This is a genomic window from Yoonia sp. BS5-3 (genome assembly GCF_038069655.2).
GTDB lineage: Bacteria > Pseudomonadota > Alphaproteobacteria > Rhodobacterales > Rhodobacteraceae > Yoonia > Yoonia phaeophyticola.
This window is the reverse complement of sequence record NZ_CP150951.2, coordinates 1,576,464-1,590,873: the sequence shown is the minus strand read 5'-3', so window position 1 is coordinate 1,590,873 and position 14,410 is coordinate 1,576,464. Positions and strand designations below refer to the sequence as shown.

The following is a 14,410-nucleotide window of genomic DNA, read 5'->3' as shown; positions in this document are numbered from 1 at the left end:
CCAACCAAAGGACAATGTATGACCCAATCCCTTTCTGAGCTTAGCCAACAAATGCTGGATATCGCCCGCAAGGCCGGCGCGGATGCGGCGGATGCGATTGCGGTTGATGGGACCAGCCTGTCGATCAAAGTGCGCGCCGGGGCGCTTGAGCAGGCGGAACGCTCTGAAGGGATTACCATCGGTCTGCGGGTTCTTGTGGGGCAGCGCCAGGCCTGTGTGTCCTCCTCAGATAGCAAACCCGATACGCTGGTCCAGATGGCAGAGCGGGCCGTCGCCATGGCCCATGAAGCCCCCGAGGACCCGTATATCGGCTTGGCCACGCCTGATCAGTTGGCCACCGATACAGACACAGCAAAGCTTGCGCTTTTTGATCCCACCGATGAGCCCGACCCCGCCGCCTTGCAAGAAGACGCCGCCCGGGCCGAGGCCGCCGCATTGCGCAATCCCGGGATCTCGCAGGTGCAATCGGCCGCCGCAGGCTATGGCCGCCGCCGCGTGCATCTGGCTGCAACCAACGGCTTTTCTGCAGGCTATGACCGTAGCGATCGCGGCCTGTCCTGTGTGGCGATCAGCGGGTCTGGTACGCAGATGGAACGCGATTATGATTTCGACAGCCGCGTCTTTCAGGCCGACCTGCGCGATGCCGAAGACATCGGCACTGTCGCGGCCGCGCGCGCGGTTGAGCGGACCGGCGCGCGCAAGCCAAAAACCGGGGCCTTTCCGGTGCTTTTTGACGAACGGGTTGCCAGCAGCCTGATTGGCAGTTTGCTGCAAACCGTAAATGGGGCGACCATTGCGCGCGGCTCTGGCTGGCTCCGCGATGCGATTGGGCAGCAGGTCTTGCCAAAGGGGATATCCCTGATCGAAGACCCGCACCGCGCCCGGGTCACCGGATCGCGCCTCTTTGACGCCGAAGGGCTGCAAACGGCGCGGCGGGCCATTGTCGATGATGGGGTGTTGACGGGCTGGACGCTTGATCTGGCCAATGCGCGCAAACTGGGGATGGACAGCACCGCAAATGCGGGGGCTGGCACCGGTTCGCCGCCATCGCCAAGCCTGTCCAATGTCAGCCTGACCCAGGGCGCAGCCAGCCGGGATGATCTGATTGCGCAAATGGGCACTGGCCTGTTGGTAACGTCGATGATCGGATCGACCATCAACCCCAATACAGGCGACTATTCGCGTGGGGCTGCGGGCTTTTGGGTCGAAAACGGTGAAATCACCTATCCTGTCAATGAATGTACCGTCGCCGGTAATCTGCGGGATATGCTGCGCCGGATTGTGCCCGCCAATGATGGGCAGGCGCATCTGTCGCGGGTTGTGCCGTCGCTTTTGGTTGAAGGGCTCACACTTGCCGGGGACTGATCTAGACCTGCTCAGCACGGCTGCCCGCGCGGCAGGCGAGATTGCCATGGGCTATTTTTGCAAAAACCCGGCTGTGAATGACAAACCCGATGGTGCAGGCCCGGTGACCGAGGCCGATCTGGCCGTGAATGCAATGCTTGAACAATTTCTGGCTGAGGCCCGCCCCGATTACGGTTGGCTTTCCGAAGAAACCGAAGACGGCACGGATCGGCTGGGTACCAAACGGCAATTTGTGATTGACCCAATCGATGGCACCCGTGGCTTTATCGAAGGAAGCAAAGATTGGGGGCACGCGCTGGCCGTGGTCGAAGACGGGCGCGTTATCGATGCAGCCGTGTTCATGCCGGTGCGGGATTTGCTGTTCACGGCCTCTGCCGGGAAAGGGGCGGCGCGCAACGGCGCGCCGATCCAGCCGACGCAAACCCCGCTGGAAGATGCCACCATACTGGGCGCCAAGATCAACCTGACCCCGCCGTTTTGGAAGGACGGGCAGGTGCCGCCTGTCAAACGGACCTTCCGGTCATCCCTGGCCTATCGCCTTTGCCTTGTTGCGGATGGTAGTTTTGATGGCATGCTTACATTCCGGCCCAGCTGGGAATGGGATATCGCCGCCGGCGCATTAATCGCGACCGAGGCGGGGGCCATCGTGACTGATCAGGCCAACCAGGTGCTGCGCTTTAACAATCCGCATCCGCAAGTGCCCGGTGTTCTGGCCGCAGGACCAAAATTGCACAAAGCGCTGGCCGCCCGGCTTGAGCCGGGCCTGTCAAAGCCGTAGGGTGCTTTTGACAGTAACACTCACAAAGGTTTTCACATGACTCAGCGCCTGCATCTCGTCTTCGGTGGCGAACTTGTTGATCCAACCAAGAATGCGTTCAAGGATGTTGACGCAATTGATATCGTTGGCATGTTCCCCAATTATGCAGCGGCCTATGACGCCTGGAAATCTGCGGCCCAGCGCACTGTTGATAACGCCCATATGCGCTACTTTATTGCCCATATTCACCGGCTGCGGGATGAAGAAACCGAAGCCTCTGCTACAGAAGAACTGGGCAGCTAATACCGGACCTGCGCCATGGCACGATCCCTTTCCATCGCGGCATATCTGGCCAGCCTGGGATCTGTCGATGAAGGCAGTGACCAGGGCGCCCAACCACCCCGCCCCACCGGCACGATCATTTGGGCCCGCTGCACACATGCCGAGCAGCTGACCGCGATTGAGACATTGGGCCGTAAACTGTCCGAAGATGGCGATCCGATCCAGCTGATCGCCACCCTGCGCGACTGGGGGCATTATCCATCTGACCGCGCATTGCCCGAACCGAAGGGCAAAGAGAAAATCCGTAGTTTCATCGATCATTGGCAGCCAGTGATGGTCATCTGGATGCGTGGCGATCTTGATCTGATCCTGCTGGATGAAATCCGGTCGGCGGATGTGCCGCGTATCCTGGTGGATGCCGATGGTGAGGGGCTTGATAACGTCGCTGGCGGCTGGGTTCCCGGCGCGCTGCGCTCTGTCTTGACGGGTTTTGAGGCGGCGCTGACCCTTGATAATGCAGCCGCTGATCGGCTGATCCGGGCCGGGGCCATTCCCGAAACAATCCTGGTGACCGGGGCGATGGAAGACAGCGAACCGGCCCTGCCCTGCGATGAAGAAGAGCGCGAGGCTTTTTCAAAGACCATCGGAACGCGCCCTGTCTGGCTGGCTGCGGGGGCCAAGATCGAAGAATGGTTCGATTTGTGCCGCGCCCATCAAGAGGCCAGCGCACGCGCCCATCGCCTGCTTTTGATCGTGGTCCCGTCTGATCTGGATGATGCGCCGCAATTCGTTGAATTCATGCGGATGGATGGGTTTCAGGTCGCGCTGCGCTCCGAAGAAATGGACCCTGAGGAAACCGTGCAAATCTATATCGCCGACACTGACGAAGAAATCGGGCTTTGGTACCGTATTTCGCCGATCTGCTACATGGGCGGCACGCTGCATGGCGGTGGTTGCCGCGATCCGTTTGAGGCAACGGCGCTGGGTTCGGTCGCGCTTTATGGTCCTGAAATAGCCCCCTATCAAAAACACACAGCCCGGCTGAACGCGGCAGGGGCGTCGCGGTTGATCCGCTCTAGCGATGATCTGGGCGGTATTGTTGAGGCGCTTTTGTCACCGGATGTGGCTGCCAAAGTGGCCCATGCGGCCTGGGATGTGACCTCGCGCGGGGCAGATGTGACCAACCGGGTGGCGGCCTATATCCGCAGCCGCCTTGACGAAATGGTGGGCTGAATGCGCGCGCCATCTTTCTGGTTTCGTCCGCCTGATGCGCCAGGCATCATGGCGCGTCTGCTGGCACCGCTGGGCGCGATCTATGCAGGGCTGACGGCGCGCAGGGTGGGCCAGACGCCCAAGATCACGGCCAAAGTTCCCATCATTTGCATCGGCAATATCAATGCAGGCGGCACCGGTAAAACCCCCACGACCATCGCGCTGATTGAGCGGCTGCAAGCGCGGGGATACGCGCCGCATGTCGTCTCACGCGGGTATGGGGGCACGCTGGACGGGCCGGTGCAGGTTGATGAACGGGGACACAAGGCGGGTGAGACGGGGGATGAGCCGCTGTTGCTGGCTGCCTTCGCGCCAACCTGGGTGGCCAAAGACCGCGCGGCCGGGGTCGCGCAGGCGCAAGCGGCGGGGGCGGATGTCATCCTGCTGGATGATGGGTTTCAAAATCCGGATGTGGCCAAGGATCTGTCGATCATCGTGGTTGATGCGCTGCGCGGGTTTGGCAACGGGCGGGTGATCCCGGCAGGGCCATTGCGCGAACCGGTACCAGCGGGGCTGCGCCGGGCGGATCTTGTGCTGTCCATCGGCCCCCCTGCCGCGCAGGACCGGTTCGAAGCGACCTGGCACCATGATCTGCCACATCTGTCCGGCCATCTGGCCCCATTGCCCACAGGCATGCCCTGGCGGGACCTGAAACTGCTGGCCTTTGCCGGGATCGGGCATCCTGAAAAGTTCTTTATCACCCTGCGCGACATGGGGGCCGAGGTGATCCGGGCCGAGGCGCTCGCCGATCATCAACCGCTGACAGATGCGTTGATGAAACGGCTTGAGATCGAAGCCCACACCCGCCAGGCGCAGCTGGTCACAACCGAAAAAGACGCAGTGCGTTTGCCCGACAGTTTTCGGATGAAGGTGCTGACCTTACCTGTCCGTCTGATGCTTGAGGATTGGGAACCGCTGGATGCGGCGTTGGATCGGCTGGGGCTGGTAGCCAAGCCCACAAAAGAAAACGGGCCCGAAGGAGGGCCCGCTGATTAGCTTTCATGTTGGATCGGCTTAGCCGATCTTTCCATCCAGAATACCTGCGAATTCATCATAGGCCATATTGCCGTATTTCTCGCCATCGATCAGGAAGCTCGGGGTCGAGTTGATACCATCGCGATCCGCGTTTTCCTGATACCATGTGAACAGGGCTTCGGCCTTGGCCGCATCGCTCAGGCAGGCATCAAGCGTGGCATCGTCCAGACCAGCCGTCTTGGCCAGCGTCCGCAATTCATTGATGATCACGCTAGGATCGCCGCCAGCCAGCCATTCACTTTGACGCTGATACAGCAAATCAGAGAAGGCAAAGAAGAAATCGGAGTCTCCGGTGCAGCGGGCGATCATCGATGCCCACAAACCGGGGCGGTCAAAGTAAACCTCGCGATAGACAAAACGGATTTTGCCGGTCTCAAGATAGTTGGAATTGAGCAGCTGGAACTGATTGGCGTGGAAAGACGCGCAATGTGGGCAGGTGAATGAAGCATATTCGATCACCTCAACATCCGCATCCGGGTTGCCTTTGACCATATCCACGATCTCAGGCAGCGCGCCATCTGTCGTCTGCGCGTGGGCCGCGCCGGGCAAAAGGCCAGTGGCCGGATCGGGGCGGCTCAGCATCCAGCCGGTGCCCAGGGCCAACATTGCACCGCCACCAGCGGCTAAAAAAGTTCTGCGTTCCATAATCTACCTCTGATCAGGTTTTTTGTTTCGATAAGACATTTGCACCCAGCGCCGCAAGCGCAGCGCGCAGATCGTTATCTTCTACGTGCTTAGATAGGTCTTTCGCCGCCGATTGCACGGCAGGATCGGGGGTTTTCCGCTGCTTTGGGGCTGGCGCAAAGGCCACGCGCCCTTCGGCAAAGCCTGTCGGGGCTGTCTGTGTAATGCGCACGCGCGAAATGGCCCGGTAGCCATAGCAAGCGTTCACTTTTTCGCGGATCTGTTCTTTTTGCATCTCAAGCATCGGGGCCTGTGCGCCGGTGGTCAGCAGTGTCAGGGTCGCGCCCATGCCGCCCTTGCCGTAGCTGACATTCACAGGCGTCGCGATCTGGGCGGTGGCGGTGCCCACGACCTCGGGCCAATGGGTCAACAAGCGGGTCACAGCAAAGCCCCGGTCTTCGCTGGCCTTGCGAATTCGCGGTTGCATCAACGTCGCCGCACGGGAAAATCCGCGCGTGGTGCCTTTGGGGCGTGGTTGTTTCATATTCACGCACTACTCTATGACAGGCGTTGCGCCAAGTCAGCGTGTAGAAATTGCGGGATAATAAAGATTGCGTGACCTCAGTTCAGAGCTTTTGGCCTGGTACGACACCCATGCGCGTGTGATGCCCTGGCGGGTGCCCCCTGCGGACCGGCAGGCTGGCGTGCTGCCAGACCCCTATGCGGTGTGGATGTCCGAGGTGATGTTGCAACAAACCACCGTGGCCGCCGTGCGCGATTATCACCGCAAATTCATGGCGCTTTGGCCCGATGTCAGCGCCTTGGCCGCTGCCGATGATGCCGATGTTATGGCGGCCTGGGCCGGGCTGGGTTATTACGCGCGGGCGCGCAACCTGCTGAAATGTGCCCGGGCGGTTGTGGCCGACCATGGCGGCATTTTTCCTGACACTTATGACAAGCTGCTAACCTTGCCAGGGATCGGGCCCTATACGGCCGCTGCGGTTGCAGCGATTGCCTTTGATCGGTCTGAAACCGTGGTCGACGGCAATGTCGAACGGGTTATGGCCCGGCTTTACGATGTGCACGCGCCTCTGCCCGGCGCAAAACCGCAACTGACAGATCTGGCGGCGGCGCTGACACCCCCGGAAAGACCGGGCGATTATGCGCAGGCGGTCATGGATTTGGGGGCGACAATTTGCACGCCGCGCAACCCGGCCTGCGGGATTTGCCCCTGGCGCGGTCCATGCGCCGCGCGCGATGCAGGCACGGCTGCTGCATTGCCGAAAAAGACCCCCAAAAAGAAAACACCAACCCGGTTCGGCATTGCCTATGTCGCGCGGCGGGCCGATGGGGCGTGGCTGCTGGAAAAGCGTCCGGAAAAAGGGCTGCTTGGCGGGATGTTGGGCTGGCCTGGGTCTGACTGGTCAGATGCGCCCGCCCCCAACCCGCCGCTTGATGCCGATTGGACAAGCCTGCCCGCAGAGGCGCGCCACACCTTCACCCATTTCCATTTGCGGCTGAAGATCGAGGTGGCATTCGTCCCGCAAGACGCAGCCGCCCAGCGCGGGCAGTTTGTTCCGGCGGGTGATTTTCGCCCCGCCGCGCTGCCCACAGCGATGCGCAAGGTCTATGACCTTGCGACGTCTGCATTGCAGGGTGATTGAGACTTTGCACGTTCTTAACTAGGGTTTTGCTATCAGCGGGAGGATGGTGATGACCGCAGAAACAAACACCGCGACTTTGGGGGCCGCATTGCCATTTTGGCTGTCGCTTGGGCTGGTGCCATTGGCGATCTGCGTTGCGATGCTGGGCGGCTGGTGGATTTTGCTGCTGCCGCTGTCGACATGGTATCTGTTCACGGGCCTTGATTTCGTGATCGGGGTGAATCCAGACAACGCGGATGTCGCAACGCCCGAAGATCAGCTGTTCTGGCACCGATTGATCACGCTTTTGTGGACACCTGTTCAACTGGTGACGATCTTTGGCCTTATGATCTACGTCACCCGATCAGGGCATCTGCATTGGGTTGAGGAATGGGCGCTATTTGCCGGGCTGGGCATCTTGTCGGGCACGATCGGGATCAATTACAGCCATGAGCTGATGCATCAAAAGCCAAAGCCTGAACGCTGGCTGGCCGATATCCTGCTGGCCTCTGTGCTGTATTCACATTTCCGGTCCGAGCATCTGCTGGTCCATCACCGCTATGTGGGCACGCCGCGTGATCCGGTGACTGCGCGCTATGGCGAAAGCTTTTACCGGTTCTTTCCGCGTGTGTTGCGGCAATCCTTGGTTTCAGCGTTTCAAGCAGAACAAGCGATGCTGGACCGCAAGGGGTTGAAATGGCACCACAAATCCAACCCGTTTTGGCGCTATTGGGCGCTGCAAGCAGGCTTTATCCTGTTGGCCGCGATTATCGGCGGTTGGTGGGGCATTTTTCTGTTTTCGGTGCAGGCCTTTTGGGCGGTGTTCCAGCTTGAGCTGGTGAATTACGTCGAACATTACGGTCTGACCCGCAAACATATCGGGGACGGCAAATACGAACATGTGCTGCCCCGCCATTCATGGAATGCGGCGCATCGGGCGTCAAACTGGCTGTTGATCAATTTGCAGCGCCATTCGGATCATCATTACAAGCCAAACCGCCGCTTTCCACTGCTGCAAACCTATTCCGAGGATGATGCCCCGCAATTGCCCTATGGCTATCCGTTGATGACCATGATCGCGATGTTTCCGACGATGTGGCGCAAAACGATGCATCCGCGGATCAAGCAATGGCGGGAAAGATATTATCCCGAAATTACCGATTGGACGGCTTACAAGACCGCCAGCAACCCTTGGCCGCGGTAAGATAAGGCGCGTATGTTTGGCGTACAGACGCTGTACATATGGCGTACATACGCAGCAGGTGAAACCAATGCGTCTTACTTGGCCCCGAAAATCCGGTAATACATCCAGTCCGGCATGAATTGGGACAGGCGGAACAGCCATGAAAAGACCATTGGAAAGCTTTTCTTGAAGCCATCCGTGTTCATGTGTTCGAACACTTCTTTGGCAGCATCTTCGGCGGACATGATGAACGGCATGTTGAATGTGTTCTTGTCGGTCAGCCGCGTTTTGATAAAGCCGGGGTTCACCAGCTGGACCGAAACCGGCGACTTGCGCAGATCGGCCTGCATGGATTCGGCCAGGGTCATCATCCCGGCTTTTGATGCGCTATACCCGATGGCCCCAGCCTGCCCCCGGAAACCGGCCAGTGAGCCGACCAAAACGATATGGCCAGCCTGCTTGGCGAGCATATCCTTGATGACGGCCCCGGCGACGCGCGATGCGCCAAGGAAATTCACCTCGCCCATCAGATCGGCCTTTTCATTGTCCCATTCTGCGGCCTGCATGGGCCAATAAACCCCGGCCAGATAAATCACCCCGTCGATATCCCCGACCTCGGCGGCAGCTTTTTCGACAGCGGCCCTGTCCGTGACATCAACAGGAACGTAAGACGCTTTGCCGGGCAGTTCGGCGACCAGTTCTTTCAGGCGGTCCTCGGATCTGGCGGAAACGATCACCTCGGTCCCGACACGGCTAAGCGTAAAGGCTAGCTCGCGTCCTAAACCTTCGCTTGCACCTACAAGCCAGTATCGTTTTCCTTGCCAGTTCTTCACGTTATTCTCCTGCGTAGGTTTTGTCTTTGGGGCGCATCGTGGCGACCAATTCGGCAACTTTGATCCCGAATTTACGGAACTGGCTGCGGTTCATGATCGACCCGTTGGCCATCAGATACATCCAATCTGTAACATCCAGTGCGTGACCGCCAGCCTCTGACGTCAATTTGATACGGTATTTCAGCAGAACCGCTGACCCGCTTTGTTGGCCATGGCCGGGGGCGACCAGATCCGGGGCTTCGGCGCGAATACGGCCATCATTGCCAAGGGTCAGCGTCCAGACACGGTCTTGCACCTGCCCGCTGTCATAGTGAAACTTTTCGACCATGGTGCCGATATTGCCTTCCCATGAGGCCTCAAAATCAGCGACGAAACGGGATGAGACCCGCCCCGTTGGTCCGTAAATCACGCCCTCGCATTGGATCGGCCCGTTAAAGCGTTCACGGATGTCAAATGTGGGCCCGTCGGCATAATCATCCGGTGTCTGCGCTCCAAAAGATGCAAAGCGGATCTTCAAGAAAAATGCCAACCCCATCAAGGCCGCACCGATCAGGATGTACGTCAAAACAGACATCAATCGTCCTCGAATTTGGTAGCAAACAGCAGGCCGATTGCCACAAGTTTCAAAAGCGACGGCACCAGCGCGTAAAGCACCGTCAGCATGGTTATCGCCTCGGGCGGCAAATCAGATTGCCCTGCCACAAAGCCGGATCGTTCCAGAAGCGGCAGCAAAAGCACTGCCGCGAAAGCCAGGGTGAATTTGTTCACCAGGTTCCAAAGCCCAAAGCCTTGCCCCCCATTGGGCGAGATGACGGACATGCGTTTTGCAAACATCGCAGGCAAAAGTGTCAGGTCTGCCCCGATCGTTGCTCCACTTAATACGCAGACAATCGCGAAAGGGATCACATCCCCCGCAGATAAAGTGAGCGTGTAGCCAAATGACGCAACGGCCAGGACCATGGCGGTGATCAAAACAGGCTTTGCCCCAAAGTGCCGCGCCAACATTGACCACAGCGGCGATGACACGGCCGCTGCCAGAAAGAACAGGACCAAAAGCCCCCCTTCCCAGCCTGCCGCCTGCAATTTGCTTTCGACATAGAATAGAAAAAGCGTGGATGAGACAGCCAGCGGTGCTGCGTTGATCAGCGCCAGGATCAGTAGTTTGCGGGCGGTCCGGTCACGCAGGATATCTTTGATATATGATGGCTCTGGGCTGGCCTGCTCTTTCCATTCGGGCCACATGAAAACCGCGGCGATCAGGGTCACGGCGGCAAAGCCATAGGCAAACGCCGCAAAAGGTGCCGCGACCATTCCGGCCAATGCCGTTGGGATTACCGCCGCGATGCAGACCCCCAATAACGCCCCGCTTTCGCGCCATGCCGCCAGGCGCATATGCCCTTGCGGGTCGTTGCCAGCCTTGCTGATCCCTTGCGCGTAGAAATTGATCGAAAGGAAGCTGAAGGCCGTGAAAAGCCCGGTGATCGTGATCCCGAACCACCAGAGTGGATCGACCGGCGGTCTGACCGCAAAAAGTCCGATCATGGACAGGGCCAGCAGCCCCGCAACGGCTGTGATGATCTGCTTTTTGCTGCGGTTCAGCCGCTCGCTCAGCCAGCCAAGAACCGGGTCCTGCACCACATCGATCAGCCGCAACCCAAACAGAACCGCGCCCAGCGCTGTCAGGCTGACCCCGTAAGTATCCGCATAATATTTTGGTGCGTAGATATAAATCGGCAGGCCCGCCCCGGCCAGCACAGCGGCAAAGCCGGTATAGGCCGGCAGCCGCTCAGCCAGGGCTTTCATCTGCTGACCTCTTCCGCCGGTGGGGCCGGTTGCGGCCGGTAGCGCACCCCTTTCATCCAAAGCTTCAGTGCTTGCCAATGGATCAAGGTCAGCACCCGGCGTGACCCCAGTGGCCGCCGGAACAACGCCCGCAGGATAGAGCCATTCGTGATCGGCTTGCGCGCGCCCTTGAGCGTTGCAATCAGCCCGCCTTGTCCGCAGCTATAGTCGATCCAAATATTGATATCATCTGCAGAAATATCAAATCGAAACACATATCCGCCTTCCATTGGCTGAAAAGGCGAAACATGCATCAGTTTCTTGGCCGCGATTGTATCTGCCTTTGTGATCGCCCGCCCATCATCATGTCTGCAAAGATAGGAATGCCGATCGCCAAAAGTATTGGTTACTTCGGCAATCACGGTGGTCAGCGCATCATCATAGCACAGCCAGAAAGACACCGGGTTGAACACATGCCCCAGCACCCGTGGTTGGGCCAATAGTTCAATCCGGGCCGGGGCCGGAATGTCATGCGCCTGCAAAATGTCGCGCACCCAAGCCGCGCCGCGCCCCTCTTTCGGCGGACCGCCATGGTCGCTGTCATGCAGCGACATCAGGCCCCCACCGTTGCGTCCAAAAAGACGCGGCGTTTTGGGCGCGCTTTCGGCGTCCAGCAGTACATAGTCGATGGAATACCGAAAGGCGTTTTTGGTTGCCCCGCGCCTGCCGTGATACGTCTCGCCTGCGATATGATGGATGGGCTGGGTCACTCTGCTGCGATGTCCAGATGTTCGGCCGCGTTCAGCGCGTGCACCACATCCAGCGCGCTGGACAGCCCGTCTTCGTGGAAGCCGTTTTTCATCCAGGCCCCACAGAACCATGTCCGGTTTGAGCCGTTCATGGCGGCCGCATCCTGCTGGGCTTTCAGCGCGGCCAGATCATAGACCGGATGACGCAGCGTGACCTCATCCCAGATCAGATCTTCGCGGATAGGCCGTTTGCTGTTCAGGGTCACCATGAAATCCTGCCCCTTCAGCCACGGCTGCAGTGAGTTCATCCAATAGGTCAGGTCGATCTCTTGCGCGTTGCGTTGGTTGTCTTCGGTATAGGTCCAGGATGACCAGACCTGCCGCCGCTTGGGCATAACGGAAGTGTCTGAATGCAGGACAATCCGGTTTGGCTGGTAGCGCACAGCGCCAAGCACGTCTTTTTCGGATTGCGTCGCATCGGACAGGATCGCCAGTGTGTCGTCGGAATGGGTGGCAAAGACCACCTCATCAAACCGTTCCCAATCACCACCGATTGCGCGGACATCTGCCCCAAACGGGTCACGGCGCACCCCTTGGATCGGCGCGCCGAGCCGCATATCGATGCCCCGTTTGCGCATATCGGCCTCAAGCCGGGTCACATATTGATGCGAGCCGCCATCAACCGTGTACCATTGATGCTGCCCCGACGCGCTGAGCAATGCGTGATTGTCGAAAAACCGCATCATGGCATAGGCGGGGAAGTCGAGTATCTTTTCCTTGGGCGTGGACCAGATCGCGCCGGAGAAGGGCAGCAGGTAGTGATCGCGAAAGTAATCGCTCAGCCGTAGCTTTTTCATCAAGCCGCCGACGGTCAGGCTTTCGTCGTTTTGACTTGCCGCCAGCCCATCGCGGTTGAACCGGATCAGATCGCGCAACATCCGGTAAAATTTCGGGTTCACGATGTTGCTGCGCGTTGCGAAAAGTGAATTTAGGTCCTGCAGCGCATATTCCATCTCGCCGCCATTGAATGAGGCACCAAAGCTCATGTTACTGTCGACAATCGGCACGTCCAGATGATCAAACAGTGCTGTCAGGTTTGGGTAATTGGCATCATTAAAGACGATAAATCCGGTATCGACCGCCTGATCATTATTGGGCCCGGCAAAGCGGGTGCGCGCATGCCCCCCCAGGCGTCGTTCCGCCTCGAACAAGACGACGTGGTGGTCTTTTGACAACGCATGCGCTGCCCCCATGCCAGATATCCCGGCCCCGATCACTGCGATTTTGCGTGGCCGGTTCGTTGCAGTTTCAAATGGCATGAAGATCGTCTTTCCGATGTGTCTTTTGGTGTATTGCTTTTCTTACGCAGGGCACGCGATGGCGGATCATAAGAAAAATGTCATAGCGGGTGATCCAATCCCCGCACATGCCCGTAAACACTGTATGTTGAACGAAACACAAGTGTTGCCGAAAACGGATGCATCGCGTCAGGTTTCAGCCTATAACGGGTTGAAAGCGCGAGGTTTTCGCAAGCCGGGGGCACAGAAGGTGACGATTGAAGAAACGTCGAAGCGCAAGGCCTGGATCATCCAGGTCGAAGCGGTCCGCGATCACAAAGATAAAGCAGCTTTTGCTGAAATCTTTGGTTATTTCGCCCCGCGCGTGAAGTCGTTTTTGATGAAATCAGGGGCCAGCCCGGAGCTGGCAGAGGAGTGTACGCAAGAGGTCATGGCGACCTTATGGAACAAGGCCCATTTGTTCGACCCGACGAAGGCGAGCGTATCTACATGGATATTCACCATCGCCCGGAACCGGAACATCGACATGCTGCGCAAACAGCGCCGGCCTGAACCAGAAGATTTGCCATGGGGCCCCGAGGCCGAACCGGAACAGGCCGAGGCGCTGGGCTTGCAACAAGAAACGGAACAACTGGGCGAGGCGATTTCAAAATTGCCCCCTGAGCAACGGAAACTGATTGAGAAGGCCTATTTCGGCGATCTCAGCCATAGCGAAATCGCAGCTGAGACCGGACTGCCATTGGGCACGATCAAATCGCGAATAAGACTGGCGCTGGACCGCTTGCGCCACGCAATGACATGATGAGTGAAATGAAACAGATTAAGCATCACCTGACCGAGCCTTTGTTGATGGGCTATGCTGCGGGCACGCTGCCCGAGGCGTTTAGCCTCGTTGTCGCCTCGCATATTTCGATGTGCGACACTTGCCGCGCCGCTTTGGCCGAATATGAAGCTGTGGGCGGTGAAGTCATGATGGGCGCCTCGCCGGTCGATATGGCAGCCGATTCCCTGGCCGCGACCATGGCTTTGATTGAAAGCGGTCACAGCGCCCCGCCAATTGCACGCAAGCAAGCCGCCGGCGGCGTCTTTCCCGCCCCCTTGGCCGATTATGTTGGTGGGGATTTGAAAGATGTGAAATGGCGCAAAGTCGGTGGCGGTGTCAGCCAGATGATCCTGAATACGGATGGCGATGCAACGGTCCGCCTGTTGCGCATTCCCGCAGGTACGGCGGTGCCGGACCATGGCCATCGCGGCACCGAACTGACGTTGGTCCTGCAGGGCGCGTTTGTCGATGAAACCGACCGGTTCGCTGCTGGCGATATCGAAGTGGCCAATGAAGACCTGCATCACACACCCGTGGCCGAAGAAGGTGCTGATTGCATCTGTCTGGCAGCAACTGACGCCCCATTGCGCTTTACCGGCTTGATGCCCCGTATCGCACAGCGTTTTGTGGGCATCTAGGGTCAGCACCCTAACCAGCAAAAGCCTGCTTTTTTGGCAAGGCCCCGGGCAAAACCCGGGGCTTTTTCCGCCTAAACCGATAAACCTAACCTGCGTGCTATGTGGCGCGATCCGCTGTTGCTATGC

The 14,410-nt window shown here is 58.7% G+C and carries 16 protein-coding genes; 9 read left to right on the top strand and 7 right to left on the bottom strand.

Going from position 1 to position 14,410, the window contains the following annotated elements:
• Window positions 1-18: 18 nt before the first annotated feature.
• The 5 genes from AABB29_RS08095 to lpxK are packed head-to-tail and all read left to right on the top strand — an operon-like array spanning window position 19 to window position 4,672.
• Window positions 19-1,365, top strand: a complete 1,347-nt coding sequence (locus AABB29_RS08095; RefSeq protein WP_341367419.1) for a TldD/PmbA family protein — start codon at window positions 19-21, stop codon at window positions 1,363-1,365.
• Complete coding sequence (locus AABB29_RS08090) at window positions 1,352-2,143, top strand: 3'(2'),5'-bisphosphate nucleotidase CysQ (protein ID WP_341367420.1); 792 nt, start codon at window positions 1,352-1,354, stop codon at window positions 2,141-2,143. Before AABB29_RS08095 ends, AABB29_RS08090 begins: the two co-directional genes overlap by 14 nt.
• A gap of 36 nt (window positions 2,144-2,179) precedes the next feature.
• Entirely contained in the window at window positions 2,180-2,425 is a 246-nt protein-coding gene (locus AABB29_RS08085) for a DUF4170 domain-containing protein (RefSeq protein ID WP_341367421.1), read from the top strand.
• 15 nt (window positions 2,426-2,440) lie between these two features.
• Complete coding sequence (locus AABB29_RS08080; RefSeq protein ID WP_341367422.1) at window positions 2,441-3,637, top strand: glycosyltransferase N-terminal domain-containing protein; 1,197 nt, start codon at window positions 2,441-2,443, stop codon at window positions 3,635-3,637.
• A complete protein-coding gene (lpxK, locus tag AABB29_RS08075) occupies window positions 3,638-4,672 on the top strand; it encodes a tetraacyldisaccharide 4'-kinase (protein ID WP_341367423.1) in 1,035 nt (344 codons plus the stop codon).
• Between the two features lie 18 nt (window positions 4,673-4,690).
• Here the strand turns inward: lpxK and AABB29_RS08070 are convergent, their stop codons facing one another.
• Together AABB29_RS08070 and AABB29_RS08065 are read right to left on the bottom strand one after the other, a co-directional pair.
• Entirely contained in the window at window positions 4,691-5,356 is a 666-nt protein-coding gene (locus AABB29_RS08070; protein WP_341367424.1) for a DsbA family protein, read from the bottom strand.
• A gap of 13 nt (window positions 5,357-5,369) precedes the next feature.
• Window positions 5,370-5,879 (bottom strand): DUF721 domain-containing protein, encoded by a 510-nt coding sequence (locus AABB29_RS08065; protein ID WP_341369114.1) that lies wholly within the window; start codon window positions 5,877-5,879, stop codon window positions 5,370-5,372.
• 121 nt (window positions 5,880-6,000) lie between these two features.
• On the opposite strand from AABB29_RS08065, the gene AABB29_RS08060 reads away from it, so the two are divergent.
• Window positions 6,001-6,999, top strand: coding sequence for an A/G-specific adenine glycosylase (locus AABB29_RS08060; RefSeq protein WP_373636909.1), 999 nt, complete (start codon window positions 6,001-6,003; stop codon window positions 6,997-6,999).
• Window positions 7,000-7,048: 49 nt separating this feature from the next.
• Complete coding sequence (locus tag AABB29_RS08055) at window positions 7,049-8,182, top strand: alkane 1-monooxygenase (RefSeq protein WP_341367426.1); 1,134 nt, start codon at window positions 7,049-7,051, stop codon at window positions 8,180-8,182.
• 74 nt (window positions 8,183-8,256) lie between these two features.
• On the opposite strand, the gene AABB29_RS08050 is transcribed toward AABB29_RS08055, so the two are convergent.
• From AABB29_RS08050 to AABB29_RS08030, 5 genes are read right to left on the bottom strand one after another with little or no spacing between them, the layout of a single operon-like run.
• Window positions 8,257-8,994, bottom strand: coding sequence for an SDR family NAD(P)-dependent oxidoreductase (locus AABB29_RS08050; RefSeq protein WP_341367427.1), 738 nt, complete (start codon window positions 8,992-8,994; stop codon window positions 8,257-8,259).
• A 1-nt stretch (window position 8,995) separates the two neighbouring features.
• Complete coding sequence (locus AABB29_RS08045) at window positions 8,996-9,568, bottom strand: DUF3833 domain-containing protein (RefSeq protein ID WP_341367428.1); 573 nt, start codon at window positions 9,566-9,568, stop codon at window positions 8,996-8,998.
• Window positions 9,568-10,797, bottom strand: coding sequence for an MFS transporter (locus tag AABB29_RS08040; RefSeq protein WP_341367429.1), 1,230 nt, complete (start codon window positions 10,795-10,797; stop codon window positions 9,568-9,570). The genes AABB29_RS08045 and AABB29_RS08040 overlap by 1 nt, the downstream gene beginning before the upstream one ends.
• Entirely contained in the window at window positions 10,794-11,546 is a 753-nt protein-coding gene (locus tag AABB29_RS08035) for a DUF1365 domain-containing protein (protein WP_341367430.1), read from the bottom strand. The genes AABB29_RS08040 and AABB29_RS08035 overlap by 4 nt, the downstream gene beginning before the upstream one ends.
• Window positions 11,543-12,844, bottom strand: coding sequence for an FAD-dependent oxidoreductase (locus AABB29_RS08030; protein ID WP_341367431.1), 1,302 nt, complete (start codon window positions 12,842-12,844; stop codon window positions 11,543-11,545). The genes AABB29_RS08035 and AABB29_RS08030 overlap by 4 nt, the downstream gene beginning before the upstream one ends.
• Window positions 12,845-12,968: 124 nt before the next feature.
• On the opposite strand from AABB29_RS08030, the gene AABB29_RS08025 reads away from it, so the two are divergent.
• Together AABB29_RS08025 and AABB29_RS08020 are read left to right on the top strand one after the other, a co-directional pair.
• The gene (locus AABB29_RS08025) at window positions 12,969-13,625 is read left to right on the top strand and encodes a sigma-70 family RNA polymerase sigma factor (protein ID WP_373636908.1); all 657 of its coding nucleotides are present in this window, start codon (window positions 12,969-12,971) and stop codon (window positions 13,623-13,625) included.
• 8 nt (window positions 13,626-13,633) lie between these two features.
• Window positions 13,634-14,284, top strand: a complete 651-nt coding sequence (locus AABB29_RS08020) for a ChrR family anti-sigma-E factor (protein ID WP_341367432.1) — start codon at window positions 13,634-13,636, stop codon at window positions 14,282-14,284.
• The last annotated feature ends 126 nt before the right edge of the window (window positions 14,285-14,410 follow it).

Bases quoted from the DNA above. Each gene is read 5' to 3' on its own strand.
- AABB29_RS08020 (WP_341367432.1), top strand. From the start codon at position 13,634: ATGAAACAGATTAAGCATCACCTGACCGAGCCTTTGTTGATGGGCTAT.
- AABB29_RS08065 (WP_341369114.1), bottom strand. From the start codon at position 5,879: ATGAAACAACCACGCCCCAAAGGCACCACGCGCGGATTTTCCCGTGCG.
- AABB29_RS08045 (WP_341367428.1), bottom strand. From the start codon at position 9,568: ATGTCTGTTTTGACGTACATCCTGATCGGTGCGGCCTTGATGGGGTTG.
- AABB29_RS08040 (WP_341367429.1), bottom strand. From the start codon at position 10,797: ATGAAAGCCCTGGCTGAGCGGCTGCCGGCCTATACCGGCTTTGCCGCT.
- AABB29_RS08030 (WP_341367431.1), bottom strand. From the start codon at position 12,844: ATGCCATTTGAAACTGCAACGAACCGGCCACGCAAAATCGCAGTGATC.
- AABB29_RS08085 (WP_341367421.1), top strand. From the start codon at position 2,180: ATGACTCAGCGCCTGCATCTCGTCTTCGGTGGCGAACTTGTTGATCCA.
- AABB29_RS08025 (WP_373636908.1), top strand. From the start codon at position 12,969: ATGTTGAACGAAACACAAGTGTTGCCGAAAACGGATGCATCGCGTCAG.
- AABB29_RS08070 (WP_341367424.1), bottom strand. From the start codon at position 5,356: ATGGAACGCAGAACTTTTTTAGCCGCTGGTGGCGGTGCAATGTTGGCC.
- AABB29_RS08055 (WP_341367426.1), top strand. From the start codon at position 7,049: ATGACCGCAGAAACAAACACCGCGACTTTGGGGGCCGCATTGCCATTT.
- AABB29_RS08095 (WP_341367419.1), top strand. From the start codon at position 19: ATGACCCAATCCCTTTCTGAGCTTAGCCAACAAATGCTGGATATCGCC.
- lpxK (WP_341367423.1), top strand. From the start codon at position 3,638: ATGCGCGCGCCATCTTTCTGGTTTCGTCCGCCTGATGCGCCAGGCATC.
- AABB29_RS08080 (WP_341367422.1), top strand. From the start codon at position 2,441: ATGGCACGATCCCTTTCCATCGCGGCATATCTGGCCAGCCTGGGATCT.
- AABB29_RS08060 (WP_373636909.1), top strand. From the start codon at position 6,001: ATGCCCTGGCGGGTGCCCCCTGCGGACCGGCAGGCTGGCGTGCTGCCA.